Origin of the sequence: Naasia lichenicola (genome assembly GCF_004801885.1) — a bacterium.
Classification (GTDB): Bacteria; Actinomycetota; Actinomycetes; order Actinomycetales; family Microbacteriaceae; genus Naasia; species Naasia lichenicola.
Genome location: NZ_SSSM01000001.1, coordinates 588,747 through 606,073 on the forward strand (window position 1 = coordinate 588,747; position 17,327 = coordinate 606,073).

General features: G+C 67.4%; 19 protein-coding genes and 1 pseudogene. 9 read left to right on the top strand and 11 right to left on the bottom strand.

The features are described from left to right. The first annotated feature begins 1 nt into the window (after position 1). The 7 genes and pseudogenes from E6C64_RS02760 (at position 2) to E6C64_RS02785 (ending at position 5,204) form a co-directional block, all read left to right on the top strand. Positions 2-1,021: an aminopeptidase gene (locus E6C64_RS02760; protein WP_136426071.1), complete on the top strand. Its 1,020-nt coding sequence runs from the start codon at positions 2-4 to the stop codon at positions 1,019-1,021. Positions 1,022-1,047: 26 nt separating this feature from the next. Further along, a complete protein-coding gene (locus E6C64_RS02765) occupies positions 1,048-1,941 on the top strand; it encodes an aminotransferase class IV (protein ID WP_136426072.1) in 894 nt (297 codons plus the stop codon). Then, entirely contained in the window at positions 1,907-2,695 is a 789-nt protein-coding gene (locus E6C64_RS02770) for a maleate cis-trans isomerase family protein (protein WP_136426073.1), read from the top strand. The genes E6C64_RS02765 and E6C64_RS02770 overlap by 35 nt, the downstream gene beginning before the upstream one ends. Next, complete coding sequence (locus E6C64_RS02775; protein ID WP_158437713.1) at positions 2,692-3,453, top strand: SDR family NAD(P)-dependent oxidoreductase; 762 nt, start codon at positions 2,692-2,694, stop codon at positions 3,451-3,453. Before E6C64_RS02770 ends, E6C64_RS02775 begins: the two co-directional genes overlap by 4 nt. Then, positions 3,428-3,613 (top strand): annotated as a pseudogene (locus tag E6C64_RS19585) (LacI family DNA-binding transcriptional regulator); the annotation flags it as partial. The gene E6C64_RS02775 and the pseudogene E6C64_RS19585, both read left to right, overlap by 26 nt. Before the next feature lie 60 nt (positions 3,614-3,673). Then, a complete protein-coding gene (locus E6C64_RS02780) occupies positions 3,674-4,480 on the top strand; it encodes a substrate-binding domain-containing protein (RefSeq protein ID WP_438941836.1) in 807 nt (268 codons plus the stop codon). Positions 4,481-4,778: 298 nt separating this feature from the next. Continuing rightward, a complete protein-coding gene (locus E6C64_RS02785; RefSeq protein ID WP_136426076.1) occupies positions 4,779-5,204 on the top strand; it encodes a hypothetical protein in 426 nt (141 codons plus the stop codon). A 7-nt stretch (positions 5,205-5,211) separates the two neighbouring features. On the opposite strand, the gene E6C64_RS02790 is transcribed toward E6C64_RS02785, so the two are convergent. The 5 genes from E6C64_RS02790 to E6C64_RS02810 form a co-directional block, all read right to left on the bottom strand. Next, complete coding sequence (locus E6C64_RS02790; protein ID WP_136426077.1) at positions 5,212-6,150, bottom strand: alpha/beta hydrolase; 939 nt, start codon at positions 6,148-6,150, stop codon at positions 5,212-5,214. A 9-nt stretch (positions 6,151-6,159) separates the two neighbouring features. Further along, positions 6,160-6,987: a DUF429 domain-containing protein gene (locus E6C64_RS02795; protein WP_136426078.1), complete on the bottom strand. Its 828-nt coding sequence runs from the start codon at positions 6,985-6,987 to the stop codon at positions 6,160-6,162. Between the two features lie 238 nt (positions 6,988-7,225). After that, positions 7,226-7,981 (bottom strand): nuclease-related domain-containing protein, encoded by a 756-nt coding sequence (locus E6C64_RS02800; protein ID WP_158437714.1) that lies wholly within the window; start codon positions 7,979-7,981, stop codon positions 7,226-7,228. 362 nt (positions 7,982-8,343) lie between these two features. Next, entirely contained in the window at positions 8,344-9,186 is an 843-nt protein-coding gene (locus E6C64_RS02805; RefSeq protein WP_136426080.1) for an alpha/beta hydrolase, read from the bottom strand. Positions 9,187-9,342: 156 nt separating this feature from the next. Beyond that, positions 9,343-10,137, bottom strand: coding sequence for an SDR family NAD(P)-dependent oxidoreductase (locus E6C64_RS02810; RefSeq protein ID WP_136426081.1), 795 nt, complete (start codon positions 10,135-10,137; stop codon positions 9,343-9,345). Between the two features lie 159 nt (positions 10,138-10,296). On the opposite strand from E6C64_RS02810, the gene E6C64_RS02815 reads away from it, so the two are divergent. Further along, positions 10,297-11,094: a helix-turn-helix domain-containing protein gene (locus E6C64_RS02815; protein WP_136426082.1), complete on the top strand. Its 798-nt coding sequence runs from the start codon at positions 10,297-10,299 to the stop codon at positions 11,092-11,094. A 10-nt stretch (positions 11,095-11,104) separates the two neighbouring features. Here E6C64_RS02815 and E6C64_RS02820 read toward each other — a convergent pair whose 3' ends face one another. Further along, a complete protein-coding gene (locus E6C64_RS02820) occupies positions 11,105-11,383 on the bottom strand; it encodes a hypothetical protein (protein WP_136426083.1) in 279 nt (92 codons plus the stop codon). Positions 11,384-11,597: 214 nt separating this feature from the next. On the opposite strand from E6C64_RS02820, the gene E6C64_RS02825 reads away from it, so the two are divergent. Further along, positions 11,598-12,350: a GntR family transcriptional regulator gene (locus tag E6C64_RS02825; RefSeq protein WP_136426084.1), complete on the top strand. Its 753-nt coding sequence runs from the start codon at positions 11,598-11,600 to the stop codon at positions 12,348-12,350. 188 nt (positions 12,351-12,538) lie between these two features. On the opposite strand, the gene E6C64_RS02830 is transcribed toward E6C64_RS02825, so the two are convergent. The 5 genes from E6C64_RS02830 to E6C64_RS02850 form a co-directional block, all read right to left on the bottom strand. Continuing rightward, complete coding sequence (locus E6C64_RS02830; protein ID WP_136426085.1) at positions 12,539-13,717, bottom strand: ABC transporter substrate-binding protein; 1,179 nt, start codon at positions 13,715-13,717, stop codon at positions 12,539-12,541. A 259-nt stretch (positions 13,718-13,976) separates the two neighbouring features. Beyond that, on the bottom strand, positions 13,977-14,855 hold the full coding sequence (locus E6C64_RS02835) for an ABC transporter permease (protein ID WP_136426086.1): 879 nt from the start codon (positions 14,853-14,855) through the stop codon (positions 13,977-13,979). After that, entirely contained in the window at positions 14,852-15,646 is a 795-nt protein-coding gene (locus E6C64_RS02840) for an ABC transporter ATP-binding protein (RefSeq protein ID WP_136426087.1), read from the bottom strand. Before E6C64_RS02840 ends, E6C64_RS02835 begins: the two co-directional genes overlap by 4 nt. A 39-nt stretch (positions 15,647-15,685) precedes the next feature. Further along, on the bottom strand, positions 15,686-16,567 hold the full coding sequence (locus tag E6C64_RS02845) for a polysaccharide deacetylase family protein (protein ID WP_136426088.1): 882 nt from the start codon (positions 16,565-16,567) through the stop codon (positions 15,686-15,688). Between the two features lie 47 nt (positions 16,568-16,614). Then, positions 16,615-17,319, bottom strand: coding sequence for an isochorismatase family protein (locus E6C64_RS02850; RefSeq protein ID WP_136426089.1), 705 nt, complete (start codon positions 17,317-17,319; stop codon positions 16,615-16,617). Positions 17,320-17,327: the final 8 nt, after the last annotated feature.

Below are 17,327 nucleotides of genomic sequence, written 5' to 3' on the forward strand. Positions count from 1 at the left end.
CGTGCTCCGTCTCGACAACGCTCGTTCCTCCCTCCTGCTCGACACCTGCCTCGCGGTGCGCGCCGGCGAGGTGGTCACCGTCCTGCACGATCCCCAGCACGCGGACGATGCACAGGCGCTCGGCGAGTACGCCGCGTCGATCGGCGCGGTACCCCGCCTCGTCGGTGTGCCGGAACGTCGCCTGGGGGAGAAGGATGTCTCGCCGGAGGCCGCAACGCGACTCCGCGGCAGCGACGTTCTGGTCGTCGTCTTCGAACCGGAGGACGCGTGCCAGTTCTGGCACACGCGGGGCAGGATGGACGCGAGCGCGGACGGTGCCCGCGTCGGGTTGCTGTTCCCGCCGGCCCATTGGGACATCGAGGCGGGCGATCTTGATCTGACCAAGGCCCTCACTGACCGGCTCGCCGAGCTGCTGGACGCTGCATCCGATGCGCACCTCACCACCGCGGCCGGCACAGACCTCCGCATGTCGCTCGCGGGACGCACAGGCTTCTCGTGTCACAGCATCCTGCACGAACGCGGCGCAACTGCCACCATCCCGGATTGGGGAGACGCTGAGACCTCGCCCGTCGAAGGCACAGCGACCGGGCGGATCGTCTACGACGGCAGCGTCGCCTTCATTGGCAAGGTCGACGAGCCGATCATCGTCGACGTCGTCGACGGTGCTGTCACCTCGGTCGCAGGGGGCGAGTCCGCCGCTGAACTGCGCCGCATCTTCAAGGCAGAAGGTCCTACTGCGCGCAACATCGCCGAGCTGGGCATCGGCACGGTTCCCCGAGGAGACATCACCGGACACAAGGACGACAAGCTCTTCGGCACCGTGCACGTCGCTTTGGGCCACAACGTGTCGCTCGGCGGCTCGGTCGATTCACCCGTGCACCTCGACGGCGTCCTGCACGACCCGACGCTCGTCCTCGACGGCGCGACTGTTCTGGTCGACGGGAGACTCGCGCCCTGGCTTGCCGAGGAGCTGCACCGGCCCGAGCTCGCTTCGGACCCGGCCGCGGCATCCGCAATCTGATCCACCCCTGAAAGGAACCATCCCCCATGACCAATCAGCTCACCACCGTCTATATCAACGGCGAGCACGTCCCCGTCGAGAGCGCGAGCATCTCCGTGTTCGACAGCGGCTTCAATTTTGGCGACGGGGTGTTCGAGGGCATGCGCGTCTACAACGGCCGCGTCCTTATGCTCGACGAGCACATCGAACGCCTTTACAACTCCGCAGCCGCCGCCTTCATCGAGCCGCCCATGACGCAGGACGAGCTCAAGCGCGACATCCTCACCTGGCTACGTGCGAATGACATCGACCACGACTTCCACTTCCGGCCGATCATCACGCGCGGCATCCGCACGCCGCCCCGCGTCGACCCCAGGTTCGCCTCGGGCCCCGCCACTGTCGTCGTGCTCGGGCAGGCGATCTCCGGAACGCCGACGACAGGCATCAATCTTGTCGTCTCCCGATACCGCCGCCACGGCCCGGACTCGGTGGACAGCAAGATCAAGTCGCTCAGCTATCTGCACGCTGTCCTCGCCAAACTCGACGCGGTCCGTCGCGGCGCCGACGACGCGATCGTCCTCGACAACCGGGGCTGCCTAGCCGAGTGCAGCGCGTCCAACATCTTCCTGGTCAAGAACGGGCAGCTGACCACCCCCTTCGCGATCTCCACGCTCGACGGCATCACCCGCAACCTGCTGTTGGAGCTCGCGGCGGAGCTCGGCATCCCCGCCCGGGAGAAGGACCTCACCACCTACGACGTCCATGCCGCGGACGAGGTCTTCCTATGCGGATCGGGCGCAGAGCTCATGCCGGTCATCACCTTCGAGACGCAGACCGTGGGAGACGGTTCGATGGGCCCGATCACGGAACGCCTCCGTGATGCCTATCTGAATTCACTCGACGCACATGGCACTCCGATCGCCATCGCCGCAGGTGTCTGAGGCGTCGGTGGTCGACCCGACGCGCATCGGGATCGTCATCCCTTCGACCAACACGACGGTCGAGCGCGAGGTCACCCGCCTGCCTAGCGACGCGGACTGGTTCGCGACCCGCGTCCTTCAGGTCGAGACCGAAGATCCGGCGGCGAAGATCGACACGGTGCTGGCCATGCGCGACGAACTCGACAGCGCGTGCGCCCGGCTCACCGGGCTCGGGCCCGTCGCGATCGGCTTCGCCTGCACGGCTGCGAGCTTCCTCGACGGCCTGCGCTCCGATCTCGAGCTGTGCGAGCGGCTCTCGGTGGCCACGGGAGTTCCGTTCCTGACCGCGTCGAGGGCGGTCAGCCAGGCTCTCGCGGCACTCGGGACCGCGAAGGTGGCACTTGTGACGCCGTACCTCGACGCGGTCAACGAGAAGGAGATCGCCTACTTCGACCAGGTCGGCATCCGCGTCGTCGCCGCCTCAGGGCTCGGAATCGTCGGCAATCTGCCCAAGGGGCGGCTGCCGCTCTCCGCCAGTGCCGCCGCTGTGCGCGCTCTTCCTTTGGGAGACGCTGACGCGGTGTTCGTTAGTTGTACCAATTGGCTCACGCTGGGAAACATCCGTGCCTTGGAGGCCGAACTCAGATTGCCAGTCGTATCCAGCAACTCGGCGCTCGCGTGGGCGCTGCTCGACGCTGCCTCCATTCCTGCGCCGAAATCGTTGGGGCGCCTTCGGCACGTGGCCAGACCGTCGGCGCAGGGGGCGGCCGCGTGAGCTCGGGAGAGTTCTCCGGGCGGCGCGTCCTGGTGACCGGAGCCGCCAGCGGAATCGGGCGTGCCATAGCGTCAGGCTTCGCCAGAGAGGGCGCAGAGCTCGTCCTCGTGGACCTGGATGCTGCCGGGCTGTCGAGTGTCATCGCGGAGTCGAAGGCTGTGGGCGCTGACGTGACCAGCCATGTGATCGATCTGAGCGACGAGGCTGCGGTCGCCGACCTCGAACGCAGCGTCTCGGCGAGCGGATCGTTGGATGTGCTCGTGAATCAGGCGGGCATCATCCGACGCGGCGACGTGCAGACGCAGTCGTACGACGAATGGGAGCGCATCCAGCGGACGAATGTCACCAGCATGTTCCTCACCTGTCGCGCTTTCTTGCCGGGGATGCTTCAGGCCGGGGGAGGAGTAATCGTCAACTGCTCCTCGGGCGCCGCGTTCGAATCAGGTCGGGGTCTTGCGGCGTACAGCACGTCGAAGGGCGCCGTCGTCGCCTTCACCCGCTCCCTCTGCGTGGACTACGGGCCGAGTGTCCGGGCCAATGCGGTCTGCCCCGGTTTGATCGAGACTCCGGGTGCATATGTGGACGCCGACGAGCAGATGCGACAGGATCGTCACGCCGCGGCGCTCCGCACGCCTCTCCGCAGGATGGGGACTCCGGCCGAGGTTGCCGACGCAGTGCTCTTCCTGGCATCAGGTCGGTCTAGTTTCTGCTCGGGTACCGCACTGATGGTCGATGGGGGAAAGCTTGCCGGCGCATAACGACACGACGGTCGGCGGAACGCCCGCCATCCCGACGCAGAAGGATGTCGCCCTCCTCGCCGGAGTGAGCCCGATAACAGTCTCTCGGACGCTTGCGGGAGGAAAGAACGTTCGTCCTGATGTCCAGCAACGCGTCATCGACGCTGTCCGCCAGCTCGACTATCTGCCGAATGAGAACGCGCGAAACCTCCGGCCTGGCCAGCAAAGCGGTCTGATCGGCGTGGCCATCACTAACCTGAGCAATCCGTTCTACGGCACTTTCGCGTTGGGAGTCGAGGAGGTCGTGGCGGAACGCGGTCGGTACATCCTCCTCGGCAGCACAGCAGAGAGCGCTTCGCGGGAGAGCGACCTCGTGGGCAATTTCTTGAGCCGCCGCGTGGAGGGCCTCATCGTCATCCCGGCCGGCGAACCGGCACCGCGGCGCTGGGTGCGCCGGCTCGGGAGCGTTCCCATCGTCGTCGCTGCCCGCGAGCTCCCGGACGCGGACGTCGACACCGTGCTGATGGATGATCTGAGCACCGGACGACGGCTGACGGAAGATCTCCTGCAGCAAGGACATCGACGGATCGCGTTCATCGGCAACATCGTCACGGTCTCCGCCCACCGCCACAGATATGAAGGCTTCGAGTCGACCATGCGAAACGGAGGTGCCGCGGTAGACAAGCGTCTCGTGCGAGGAGTAACGGCGGACGTCGAGGATGCCCGCACCCACGCTCGCTCATTCCTCGATCTCGCACATCCGCCGACCGCCATCATCAGCGCGAACAATCGCATCTCGGTAGGCGTCCTCGCCGAATTCCGACGGCGGCTCGATGCTGGTGCGTCTGCCGATGAGCTGCCTCTTCTCGCTGCCTTCGACGATCTGGAACTCGCCGGGCTCCTGCGGGTTCCTGTCCGCGTCTACGGAAGTGATCCACGAGAACTGGGCCGCACAGCGGCGCGGCTCCTCTTCGAACGCCTCGACGGAGATGCGGATGGTCCCCGTCGACACTTGATAGTCGGGGATCGGATGGTCTCGACCTCCTAGCACCGTTGGGCGGCTGTCCGGAGGCGCATCTGGGACCACGGCCTGCTGGTTGAGGAGTCCGTTCAGTGTTCACAACGTCTCTGCCCGCTTCGCCGCGACTGGCTAGAGAGACGCTTGAACCACCCTCTCGCTTCCCCTCAGCATCCGGTGCAGCCCCACGGCGACCCCAGAAGGGGGCAACGTCCGCGGAATCTCGCGGTGACCGCCCGAAGGGGGGATCCCGCGTGTCGGTGGCAGGCCGTACGGTCAAGCCGACTGCTTCTGTTCGGGGGAACGATTGCCTAGCGAATCCTTCACCGTGGCCATATTCATGTGGATCACCGTGGGTTACTGCAACGTTCTTCTGCTGTGCACGGCGGCGCCCTTCCTGGTGACCGTCGCCATCGAGGGACTGTTCATCGCCCGACGTTCCAGCGACATCCGCCCATTCGCCTTCGCGTCCGTCGGGGCCATCGCGGCGGTCGTCGTCGGTCTCGGGATCTGGCACTTCGCCGTCACCATGCCCGGCGTTCCGACGAACTTCGAGGCCGGGATGCTGACGGCCGCGTCCTACATCCTGCCGATCGCGATTGCGCTGTCGGTGCTGGTCTATGCCGCTCCTCGCGTGCGGGACCGACTGTTCGCGGCCGGCGGTGCAGCCGAGGTCGCCGCCGTGCGTCGACCGGCGATGCCGAGCACCAAGCGCGACGACGCAGGCACCCGCGTACTGACCGGGGCGTCCTGACCCGTCGCTAGTTCGACTCGCGCTGCTTCTGCTCCTGCGGCTCGTCGAGTCGCTCGCCCAACCAAGTCTTCACATCGTCGAGGGCTGCGTCCCCCATCGGTGTCGGATGCCCGGTGAAGCCATGTGGGGCGGCGGGGTAGATCCTGAGATCCACCTCCACCCCGTAGGCCGCGAGCTGACCGGCCATCGCAAGGTTGTCGCCGAGGAGGATGTCCTCTTCGCCGATGACGATCAAAGCCGTCGGCAGGCCTGACAGCTTCGCGTAGATCGGAGAGAAATCGGGGTGGGTCCGGTCGGCCAGCGCGCCTGCGTAGGCGTCGAGGAAGTACTCGTCCGCGATCAGACGACCGCTGGGCGTCTGCCCGCTGAGGTCGTAGGTGCCGAACTGCAGAACCGCTCCGCTGAACGGCGTGAGGCCGCGGTCGCGCAGACGGAGAAGCGTGGTCATGGCCAGGGTCGAGCCAGCCGAGAAGCCGCCGATGACGAGGCGGGACGTCCCGAAGCGCTCGGCTGCTTGCTCCGTGATCCAGACAGCGGCGGTCTCGCAGTCGTCAGGCGCCGCACGCCATGGATGCTCGGGTGCGAGCCGGTAGTCGACGCCGATCACCACGATGCCAAGAGCGTCCGCCAGATCGCGGTTCCGGACGTCGCTCGCCGCGGCGGATCCCACATAGAAGCCGCCACCATGCAGGTTGAGCAGCACGCCTCGCGGTTCGGCGAGCGGCTCGTGGATCCGGATCTCCAGCGAGTGGTCGCCAGCGTCGATCCACTCCACCCGCGGTCGGGGGTTCGATGAGGCCGGGCGGCTGAGCGAAGCGCGGGTCGCCTGCAGCTCGGTCCAGTCCGCTGGTCCTCGGCCGGTGCCGCGCTGCTCGTAGAACGCGCGGGTCGGCCCGATGAGTGGCTGCAAGCGCGAGTCGATCAGCTGCGACAAGCCGAGTCTCATCGCGCCAGATTAGACGCCTGGCAAGCCCCGATGCTCTGGTCGGGCAGGCGCGACGATGGTCGCGATCCGACCCTTCTCGTCCGGCTCATCGTCCGCGCCGAGGATCTGCACCCGGTCCAGTCCGTGACGGTGCCAGATCGATGCGGTCCAGGCGCAGATCACCGCGTCGAACAGGTCCTCGCGATGCTTGTACGGCGCATCGGCCGTGGGAGAGGGCTCGTCGAGCAGGGTCCGGGTTAGCTCGTGCGATCGCAGGTCGAGCGGCGGGTCCGCCCGTGCGAGCGACCCGAGGCGCCCGATGAGCTCATCGGCGATGACCGCTCTCGCCGCGCGGCTCGCGTCTGGACGGAGCTTCGGGTCGCGGCCTTTGTAGCGCGGCTTGGCGACGTCGTAGCCGAGCTCCTCCATGCCGACGATGGTCGTGCTGGGGTAGCACTCGAACATCACACTCTCACCGCGCACATTGCGCCGTAGGCCGTCCGTGTAGCGGAAGCTGTGCGACTCGAGTCGCTCGCGCAGAGTGACGCCGGCGAGCCAGGCCAGACCGGTGTGACTGGGATAAGCGGAGAAGCCCCAGCGGCCGTAGCGGACGCCGACCTCGCGTTCGGCTCGCCTCATGGTCTTGGGGGCGTTGTGCACGACGAGCGGTGCGTCCACTGCGATGACGGCACCGGGCGCGGCTCGGGTGGCGATCCAGTCGACGACCTCGTCGAGTCCACGCGCCCAGCCTGCGTCGAGCACGGCGCCGAACTCGTCGATCAGCGCGAGACCGGACTCGTTGGCGCGCCTCGTCGCGGTGCCTTCGGCCCACGCGAGGTCAATGCCGAAGTAGTGCATCCGCTCAGTTCACACGATCGAGATGGACGATCGCCGCGGGTAAAAGTGGCTCCCCGCTAGGGAACTTTCACCCGCGGGGAGCCCCTTTCTACCGCGGCGAGGAGCGGCGGCGGACTCGGCCGGTCTCGAGACGGCGCTGGCGCGCCTCGACCAACGAGGGGTAGGCCGGTCTCGATGGATCTTCATCCGTTGGTCGAGGAGCGCCGTCTGCCGCGCGTCTCTAGACCGGGTGATGAGGTCAGTGGATCAGTAAGGAGAACAGCGAGCTCATCAGTTGTGGCGCGAGGACGATTGATGTCCCGCCGAGTGATGCAAGCAGTGCGCCCGCCCATGCAACGCGGATTGTCCGGGCAGTTCGGATCTCTCTGTCGAGCGCGTGGAAGTCATCGAGTAGTCCAGCTGGCGCCTCAGCGGACGAGCGCCAGCGTTGCGGATCGCCGAGCACGGCCACGGTCTGAGTCACCTCATCCGCGGTGAGAGTCTGCGGCCTGCGCGCGAAGAACTTGAGAAGACCGCGGGCGTGGAGCACCGCCACGCTCGCCGGCTTCTCTTTGACTGTGATCTGCGTCGGATCGACGAACGCGAGAATCGGGATCACTGAATGATCAAGACCCACGCTGGCGAGCACCTTGCCAACCGCTTTCGCCTCATGCTCTGAATTGCGGATGTACGGGTGCTTGAAGCCGCCGACCATCACTGTCGAGCCGGCCACCCAGATGGTTTTCGACGCGTGGTGCTTGGTGTTGATGACGAAGACGCCCGCCGGACCGATCACGAGGTGATCGATATCCGACTCCTTCGTTCCGACCGGCAGCGAGTGCAGGACGGTCCACCCTTGCGGCAGCTGATCGAGGATGCGGCCTACAGCGAGCTCGCCGCGAGCCCCGATGTACCACGGCGTGGCGTCGTCTCCGAGAGGGCGGACGCCGAAGAAGCGAGCGACCGGGCCACGCGGTGGACGTGTCGAATGAACGGCGAACAGCTGCTCGATCACCGATTGACCCGCGAAACGAGCGGACACGGGCGTAGTCGTCGACATCGAACCTCCCCAGGGCGATGGGTTCACCGTAGCCAGCTGGGCGTCGCGTGAGGCACTCCCAAAACGGGGCGGGGAAGGCCGGACGGCAGTGTTGTAGTGCGGCCGGTCTCGAGACGGCGCTGGCGCGCCTCCTCGACCAACGGAATTTAGGCCGGTCTCGAGACGGCGCTGGCGCGCCTCCTCGACCAACGAGCTGCGCGAGCCTCGACTTCGTTCACCGGGAGCTCGCCGCGGGTGAAAGTGGGTCACCGCTAGGGGAATTTCACCCGCGGGGAGACGCTTTCTACCGCGGCGAGAACCGGAAGCCGCGGTTCGGATCAGTGCGGAGCCAGGGCCAGGTCTGCGCCGGCCTTGATCTCCGTCGCGTGGGAGTCGAGCCAGTCGAGGACGTCCGTCGCGATGTCCTTCCAGCCCGCATCCATCGTGAGGGAGTGGCCGCGGCCCTCGAACTCGTGGAAGTCGGTGAGCGCCGAGGTGTGCTTGCGGTACAGCTCGTACGCCTCCTTCGTCACGACCAGCGGGACGGTGTGGTCCACCGAGCCCGAGGTGAGCAGGAGGGGTCCGCGGATCGCCAGGTGAGTGTCGACCGCGGCGGGGGAGTTGCGGGAGAAGTTGGCACCCGCATCCTCGAACAGCGGCAGACCCGGGCCAGGGATCGTCCACGCGGCGTGCAGGGCGTTCGACTCCTCCTCGCTGAGCGCGTTGCCGAAGCTGTACTTGAACTGCTTCGCCGTCAGCGCGACCGTTCCCTTCTTGTGCGCCGGATTGCCGAGAACCGGCAGGCCCGACTTGAGTTGCGAGAACGGCAGGTGCTTGATGCCCTTGATCGGCGCCGGATCGATGGCAACGGCCGCCGCCGCATAGCCATGGGCGAGCAGCTCCTGGGCGATGAGCCCACCGAAGGAGTGGCCGACGACGATCGGCTTGACCGGCATCGCCTCGATCAGGCCGGCATAGTGCTCGCAGATCGCCTGGATCCCGACGTTGTTCAGAGCGTCCGGGTTCTCGCGGGTGCCCTCGACGGTGTCGGCGTCGCCCGGCCAGCCCGGCGCGGTCGCGCTGTAGCCGTGCTCGGCGAAGAGGTCGATCCAGTCTTTCCACGCGGCGGAATGGATCCAGAGGCCGTGGATGAAGACGACCGGGATGTCGGAGGTTGCCATTGTGTGTCTCCTTGTTGTGGGGGTTCGGGGGTGGGGCGGGTGGAGTTCTTGGGGGATGGACCAGTTCGGCCGGTCTCGAGACGGGCGCGGGGCGCCCTCCTCGACCAACGAGATTGCAGGGGCGGGCGCCTCCTCGACCAACGGAGAAGCGGCGGATCAGAGGGTCTTGATGAGACCGCCGTCGATGAGGAAGTCGGCGCCCGTCACGTTGCCGGCGCGACTGCTGGCGAGCAGGAGGACCAGGTCGGCGACCTCGCCCGGCTGGGTGAATCTGCCCGTCGAGAAGCCGCCCTGCGACTCGACGACCCGCGCCTTGGCGGTCTCGAAGTCGACGCCCATCGCCTTAGCCGCGGTCGCTGCGACACCGTCCTTGCCGAGCCAGAGATCCGTGGCGACCGGGCCGGGGCTGATGCTGTTGACGCGGATGTTCTGCGCCCCGTACTCCTTGGACAGCGACTTGTTGAGGTTCCAGAGCGCGCCCTTGGCGGCGCTGTAGTCGATCACCGGCGGATCAGGCAGGAAGGCATTGACCGAGCCGATGGTCACGATGTTGCCGCCGCCGCGCGCGAGCATCAGCGGGATCGCGGCTCTCGCCGAACGCAGCGCCGCCATGAAGCTGAGATTGAAGGTGGCGGCCCACTGCTCGTCCGTGATGGAGAGGAAGCCGTCGGGGCGGATGGTGACCGCTCCGACGTTGTTCACCAGGACGTCCAGGCCGCCGAACTCGCTCGACGTGGCGACCAGTTCGGCCGGACCCGCGGGATCGGACAGGTCGACGAGAACGGAGCGGAGCCGCCCGCCCTCGGCCAGCTCGTCCAGGTCATTAGAGCCGGAGCGCGAGCCCGCGACGACGTAGGCGCCCTCATCGATCAGGCCGCGCACGACCGCCAGTCCGATGCCCTTGCTCGCGCCCGTGACGACGGCGACCTTGTCCCGTAACCCCAGATCCATCAGCTGTGCGACTCGGACAGGGATGGGTCGTCTGGTGTCATGCCGCTGAATCTAGGACCGGACGGGTCCGGTGAGCGTGGGTGTGCTGCACCCAGGAAGCCCCCATGACCACGGCATCTGGGGCGCATCCCGAGGTTCCCTCGGGTCTACCTTCTACTCATGGACGGAACGCCGCTCGGCGAATACCTGCGCGCACGTCGTGCGCTCGTCCATCCGGAGGACGTCGGCCTGCCCGTGACCCGTCATCGTCGAGTGGCCGGACTCCGTCGGGACGAGGTCGCCCTCGTCGCGGGAATCAGCGCCGACTACTATCTCCGGCTCGAGCAGGGCAGAGAGCGGCACCCTTCGCATCAGGTGCTCGGCGCCATCGCCCGGGCGCTGCTGCTCGACGTCGAAGCGTCGGCCTACCTGCAGCGGATCGCCCTGCCTGCAGAGGTCTCCGCCGGTCACGGGCGGATAGATGCGGTCTCCGCCCAGCGACTACTCGATCCTTGGGCGCACGCAGCGGCGATCGTGATCAATCCGACCCTGGACGTCGTCGCGGCGACAGAGCTGGCGAAGGCCGTGTCGCCCACCGCCTTCGTCGCGGGGGCGAACCTGGTGATCAGCGTCTTCGATCCGTCGACCCGAGCGTTCGCGCCCGGCTGGGAGCAGCTCGCGTCGGACACGGTGGCTGCGTTGCGGAGCAGCGGCGATCCGAGCGATCCGCGGCTGTCGGAACTGGTGTCGTCCTTGAGGGACGACGAGGACTTCCTCCGGCTGTGGGCGCGGCACGATGTGCGCGCGTTCACGTCGGGGACGAACATGCATTACATCGACGGCTACGGCTCGATCGAGCTGAAGCGCCAGAACTTCGCGATCCCCGGGTATCCGGGGTACCTGCTCGTCACGAGCTACGGCGAACCCGGCTCGGCGGAGGAGCGGGCGCTGTCCTCGCTCGCTCGAGTGGACGCCTGACCAGCTCTGGTCAGCTGGCCAGTCGGAGGCGGTGCACGTAGGGGAGCGGCAGGGTCTCTCGGTCGGCGTAGACCGCGGACCAGCCGCTGAACGCCTCTTCGTAGCGCGCACGCAGCTGAGGGTCGCCGACGATCGGAGCGCAGCCGGAGGCGGCGTCGTCGTGGTCGAGCTCGAACGCGTGCCAGACCTGACTGGGCAGGCTGCAGGCGGTCAGGTCGGCGGAGGACCATCCGCACGCGTCGCAGGCGAGGTGGCGCACATCATCGTGGGTCCGAAGGGCAAGAGGCATGCGAATCAAGATCCTCCGACTTCGCCCGCGGTGCGAGCCCCCGATGGAGGGGATTGCCTGGTCGCGGGTTAGTTTCGGCTCGGGCTTCGACGCGGGCCGCGGGTGGCTGGTGGGGCCGCCCGAGGCGTTCGTCCGATGGAGCGCGCACGGCGTGCGGCTCAACCGGCGCTGGGATCCGCCTTGATAGGCTTCCGGAGACGAAGACGGTGTACGCATGTCGACTGACGTATGCGGACGACTCGACGGTCATAGCGTCGATCAGAGAAGCGAGGCGCACGTGGGTGCCACTGCGGGCCAGTCCAATCTTGCCTACGAGCAGATCAAGCGGGCGATCATCGCCGGCGACCTGACCACGGGACAGGTGATCTCGGAGAGCCAGCTCGCCGCGCTCTGCAACGTCAGTCGCACGCCGATCCGCGAAGCGGTGCAGCGGCTCGAGATGGAGCAGTTCCTGGTGCGCGGCGAACGCGGCCTCACCGTTCCCGACCCGACGCCCGGCGACATCTACGAGATCTACGAGACGCGCGGGATCCTCGAGACCGCCAACGCCCGCCTCGCGGCCGAGCGGCGCACCAATCTCGACCTCGCGAACATCACCCACCTGACCGCCGACGCCCGCGCCATCACCGACCGGAGCATCGCGGCGATCACTACGGCCAACCTCGAGTTCGCCCGCGCCATCTGGCGGGCCAGCCACAACCAGTCGCTCGCCGAGACCCTCGAACGACTCGGCACCCCGCACGTGCGTTTCGGCGGGTCGTCCACCCTCTCGATGCCCGGCCAGTGGGACAAGGTGCTCGCTCACCACTCCGCCATGCTCGACGCGATCGAAGTGCGCGACGCGGACCGGGCTGCCGAACTTGCCTCGGCGCACATCGCCGACGTCCGCGACGTGCGCATCCGCATGTGGCACGACCGCAACCGAGGCGTCACCGCCGATCTCGGCTCGGTCGCCACTCCCGTCTGATCGGCCGCTCATCCGTCCGCTCATCCGTCCGCTCATCCGTCCGCTCATCCGTCCGCTCATCCGGCCGCGCCGCGCGAACGCCGAAGGCGCCCACCCGAGTCGCTGGCCAGCTGAGGGATAGCGGGCCAGCGGTCTCGGATGGGCGCAGCTCGGGAGTCGGCGTTCCGGAGTCCGTCAGTGCGAGCGGCTCAGAAGCCGATCGAGCTGTCGACGAACTCGTTCGTGTACAGGTCCTCAGGCGTGAGGCCGTCGGGCTGCGGATTGCCGAGCTGCGCGTAGATCGGCGCGGCCGTGTCGTAGAAGTCCGAGACCCGGTCCTCGTCGAAATTGCCGACCATGTCATCGGCGCCATTGCTCGCGAGATCCTCGTCCTTCAGCACCGTGATGGCGGCGTCGATGGTGTCGGCGCTGTAGACCTGACCCGACTGGTACTCATCGACCAGCTTGAGGATGATCGCGTTGGCGGTCGACGGATCGTCGTAGTACGCGACCTCCGCCTTCTGGATGACGGGGATCAGCTTCTCCAGGCAGGGGCTCAGGCTCTCGAGGTCGGCCTGCCGCACGGCGAGCGTGGCGGGGATGAAGTCCCACCCGGCATCTGCGAGCAGCTGGTAGTCGACCGGCTTGTCCCACTCGGGCAGCTCGTTGGCGTAGACGTACGGCTCATTGCTGGCATAGCCCTGCTGGGCCAGTGTCCCGGCCGATGCGACGAAGGTGCCCGGCGTTCCGTCGTAGCTGCCGTCGAGCACGCTCTCGGGCACCTGGCCGTCGTCCGTCAGGTACTGGATGAACGCCGTGCCCTCGGAGTAGCGCAGATACCCGCCCTTCTTCTCGAGCGCAGGGCCGAGATCGGCGATCGTCGAGACGTCTGGGTAGGTCGCCGGGTCCCACATGACCATCAGCGGACTCTTGTCGAGGGGCGCGTAGACCGAGACGGTCGGGAAGTCCTTGGACAGCTGGAGTGCCGAGTCGAGGCCGACCGGCGCGAACGTCACGTCCGGGTCGGTGTAGAGGACGTTCGACGGCGCCTGGAAGCCGATCGCCGGTCCACCGGAGCGCAGCTCGAGGCTGACGCCGGTGTACTCGCCGTCCGCCATGAGCGGTCCGGAGACCGACTTCTTGTCGGTGTCGACCGTGTAGTCGCTGCCGAGCAGCTGGAACAGGTAGCCGATCTCGGCCTGCGGGAACCAGCTGTCCTGGTAGACGATCGTGGCAGGGCAGACACCCGAGAGGTCCGTGGATCCGATGGTCAGGTCGGTGTCGCTCTCCGATGCGGTGTCGGTGGAGGTGCTGCACGCGGCGAGGCTGATGGCGGTGGCCGCCGTCAGCCCCAGCGCGAGGATGCGTCGGCGCCGGTTGTGGGGCATGGGATCTCCTTGGTGATGGTGGGGTGCGGTGGATGGGAGGTGCGGACGGGAGGTGCGAAGGGCAGGTGCGGAATGGATGACGAATGCCGTGCAGAGGCATGCCGGGGCAGAGCGGTGGCCGTGCTGGGGCGGCAAGGGGACAAGCGTCCGGGCGCGGGGCATCGATCGGAGAGGTGCTGAGGCAACCGCTGCGGAGGCGGCCTGTCCGGATGGCCCGAAAGGGAAACAGAGGCGGCTCGAGCGCCGCGAGGCTGTCGGTCTAGGTGGCCGAGAAGTCGTACCAGCGGCCGATGGCGCGGCGGGCGATCCAGCCGAAGAGCAGGAAGATCGCCACCCCGAAGAGCGAGGCCGCCACGATCGCGGCGAACAGCGGAGCGGACTGCACCCGCGACTGGTAGTTGCTGATGATCGCGCCGAGCCCGGCGGCGCCTCGGCGGAAGAAGAAGTCGCCGACCACCGCACCGACGACGGCCAGCCCCGCTGAGATCCGCAGCCCTCCGAAGATCGCGGGCAGAGCGGCGGGGAACTGCAGCTTCATCAGGATCGTCAGCTTGCTCGCGTGCTGGAGCCGGAAGAGCTCGCGCTGGCCCTTGTCCGTCGAGAGCAGCCCGAACAGGGTGTTCGAGACCATCGGGAACAGGGCGATCATCAGGCAGACGATCACACGCGCCGGAAAGTCGAAGCCGAACCAGAATCCGATCAGCGGGACGAGCGCCAGGATCGGGATGCACTGCAGCACCACCGCGTAGGGGAAGAGGGCCTCCTCGATCCAGCGCGCCTGGCTCATCGCGACCGCCCAGGCGACGCCGATGACGATCGCGAGGGTCAGCCCGACCAGGGCGACCAGCGCGGTGCGGCCGAGCGCCTGGGTGATCTCGCTGAACACGCCCGGCTGGAAGAACGCGTCGGTGAAGACGGCGTGCGGCGGTGGAAGTAGGAAGCGCTTCTGCTCATCGAGGATCACGTAGCTCGCGAGATACCAGAGCGCCAGCACGATGCCGAAGACCGCAGTGGGCCGGGCCCAGCGGGCCGTGCTGCGACCTTTCGACGTCGTACGCGACGTGGCCGGGGTGATCGACGCGACCGGATCGACTGCCGTCTCCCCGGCCGATGCGGTGGGGGAGAGAACCGTAGTCATGAGTGTCCTTCTCGCAGGGCGTGGGATACCAGGCCGCTCAGGTGAGCGAATTCGGGGGTGAAGCGCAGCTCGGGGTCGCGGGGGAACGGGAAGTCGACCGGGAACTCGTCGACGATCCGGCCGGGACGGCCCGACATCACGACGACCTTGGTCGACAGGTAGACCGCCTCCGAGACCGAGTGGGTGATGAAGAGGCCCGCGAACTGCTGCTCGGTGAACAGGCGGAGCAGCTCGTCGTTCAGCCGCTCACGGGTTATCTCGTCGAGGGCTCCGAAGGGCTCGTCGAACAGGAAGAGCTGCGGATCGAGTGTCAGCGACCGGGCGAGTGAGGCGCGCATCTTCATGCCGCCGGAGAGCATCTTCGGCAGGTGCTTCTCGAAGCCACTGAGCCCGACGAGCTCGATCGCCTCGGCCGCCCGGGCCGCCCGCTCCTTCTTCGAGACCCCGTTCAGCTCGGCAAGCAGCTGGACGTTCGACTGGACATCCCGCCAGGGAAGCAGCGTGGCGTCCTGGAAGACGTAGCCGATCCTGCTGGCGTCGATCCGGGCGGCACCCGAGGTCACCTGCTCCAGCCCCGAGGCGATGCGAAGGAGCGTGCTCTTGCCGCAGCCCGAGGGGCCGACCACCGTGACGAACTCCCCGGGATTGACGGTGAGGTTCACCCCGGAGAGGGCGGTGGTGCCGTTCGCGAAGGTCAGGGCCACATCCTCGAAGTGCAGAAGATGCACGGTCCCGTCCTCTGCGCCCGCCTGGTCTGCGGTCGGCGCGTCGATCATGGGCGCTGTCGGCATCGGATCTCTCTGTCTCTCGGCACGTGGTCGGACGCAGGGTCAGGCGGCCGCGGCGGCCGGCTCGGACTTCGCGGCTTCCCCGGCGAGGAAGTGATCGGCGATGTCCGTGCTCGTGGTCACCCAGACATCGGGATGCGAGGTGATCGCCTTCAGTACCCGCGAGAGGTACTTGAAGCGGAAGGGCTGACCGACCACGAAGGGGTGCACCGGAAGCGCCATGACGTTGCCGCCTTCGCTCAGCAGCACCTCGAACTGGTCCATCACCATCTCCTCGTACTGCGAGCCGGTGGTCGCCTTGCCGACGAACAGGCCGATGTCGTTGACGTCCATCGAGTACGGCACGGAGATCATTCCCGGCACGTTCAGGGCGAACGGACGGTCATCCGCCGTCCAGTCGAGCAGGTACTTCACGCCTCGCTCCTGGAGCAGGCGAGGGGTCGCGAAGGTCTCGGTGAGCGCGGGGCCGAGCCAGCCCTGCGGGCGGGCCGGAAGGTGCGCGTCCCAGGTCGCCATCATCGTCTCGAGGAAGGCGGCCTCCTCCTCCTCGCCCATCCCCGTGTGCAGGATCGAGTTGGTCTGGCCGTGAGCGATCCAGGCCCAGTCGCGCTCGACGGCCGCCTCGACGATCTGCGGGTAGGCGGTCAGCACCTCGGAGTTCGTGATGGCGCTGGCGCGCAGGCCGACCTCGTCGAGGAGGTCGATCATCCGCCAGATCCCCGCGCGGGTGCCGTAGTCGCGCCAGCCGTGGTTCATCGGGTCGGGGGAGAAGCCCGCCGTGAGCGGAGAGGAGCTCGTCGCGGGGACGCCGACGTGGAAGTGCTCGATGTTGAGACCGAGGTAGAAGGCGATCTTCTTGCCCTCGGGCCAGACGATGGGCTCGCGCTCGGTGATGGGCGAATAGCTGTAGAGGTCGTTTTCCATTGCTGCTCCTGCGTGCGGTCGAACGGGTTCGGGGGAAGGCGGGGATATCAGGCCGGGACGGCGGCTGCCGCGGTGACCGAGTCGAGGTACTCGACCGTCTCCTCGACGCTGATGACGTCGGCGTACTTCATGTGCATGTCGAAGAGGTTGACCTTGTGGGAGATCTGGCTGCGGTCGGCCGATGCCTCGAACGGGATGATCACGTGGAAGTTGTTCATGAATGCGTCGAGAACCGTCGCCCGTACGCAGCCGCTCGTCGTCATGCCGGTGACGATGACGGTGTCGACCCCGGCCTGCACGAGGTAGGAGGCGAGCGGTGTCCCGAAGAAGCCGCTCGGCTTGGAGCCCTTGTTGATGACGATCTCGCCGGCGATAGGTGTGAGGGCATCGACGATGACGTCACCCGGCGGCAGTTCGCTCGGGGCAGCGGGTGCGCCCTGGGTCTTCCAGCGACCGCGCTCGAGCGGGTGCACCTCGTGCGCGGGGTCGGCGTATGCCTTGGTGAAGAAGACGGGGATATCGCGAGCGCGAGCGGCGGCGAGCAGCTCGGCGTTGGCGTCGACGGCGGGCCAGCCGGTCTCGCTGTGACCCGTCGGGTAGGCGGAGTCGACGAAGGCGAGCGTCATGTCGACGATCACGAGAGCGGGCTTGCTGCCTGCCGTGATCGGACGGCTCGCGCCATCGAAGCCGCGTTGGAAGCTGCTCACGTCATCGCTCGGAATGAGATCGAGCCAGGGCTTCGGCGTTGTCATGGGTCTCC

Bases quoted from the DNA above. Each gene is read 5' to 3' on its own strand.
- E6C64_RS02765 (WP_136426072.1), top strand. From the start codon at position 1,048: ATGACCAATCAGCTCACCACCGTCTATATCAACGGCGAGCACGTCCCC.
- E6C64_RS02770 (WP_136426073.1), top strand. From the start codon at position 1,907: ATGGCACTCCGATCGCCATCGCCGCAGGTGTCTGAGGCGTCGGTGGTC.
- E6C64_RS02790 (WP_136426077.1), bottom strand. From the start codon at position 6,150: ATGAGACTCGGCTTGTCGCAGCTGATCGACTCGCGCTTGCAGCCACTC.
- E6C64_RS02795 (WP_136426078.1), bottom strand. From the start codon at position 6,987: ATGCACTACTTCGGCATTGACCTCGCGTGGGCCGAAGGCACCGCGACG.
- E6C64_RS02805 (WP_136426080.1), bottom strand. From the start codon at position 9,186: ATGGCAACCTCCGACATCCCGGTCGTCTTCATCCACGGCCTCTGGATC.
- E6C64_RS02810 (WP_136426081.1), bottom strand. From the start codon at position 10,137: ATGGATCTGGGGTTACGGGACAAGGTCGCCGTCGTCACGGGCGCGAGC.
- E6C64_RS02815 (WP_136426082.1), top strand. From the start codon at position 10,297: ATGGACGGAACGCCGCTCGGCGAATACCTGCGCGCACGTCGTGCGCTC.
- E6C64_RS02820 (WP_136426083.1), bottom strand. From the start codon at position 11,383: ATGCCTCTTGCCCTTCGGACCCACGATGATGTGCGCCACCTCGCCTGC.
- E6C64_RS02825 (WP_136426084.1), top strand. From the start codon at position 11,598: ATGTCGACTGACGTATGCGGACGACTCGACGGTCATAGCGTCGATCAG.
- E6C64_RS02830 (WP_136426085.1), bottom strand. From the start codon at position 13,717: ATGCCCCACAACCGGCGCCGACGCATCCTCGCGCTGGGGCTGACGGCG.
- E6C64_RS02835 (WP_136426086.1), bottom strand. From the start codon at position 14,855: ATGACTACGGTTCTCTCCCCCACCGCATCGGCCGGGGAGACGGCAGTC.
- E6C64_RS02840 (WP_136426087.1), bottom strand. From the start codon at position 15,646: ATGCCGACAGCGCCCATGATCGACGCGCCGACCGCAGACCAGGCGGGC.
- E6C64_RS02845 (WP_136426088.1), bottom strand. From the start codon at position 16,567: ATGGAAAACGACCTCTACAGCTATTCGCCCATCACCGAGCGCGAGCCC.
- E6C64_RS02850 (WP_136426089.1), bottom strand. From the start codon at position 17,319: ATGACAACGCCGAAGCCCTGGCTCGATCTCATTCCGAGCGATGACGTG.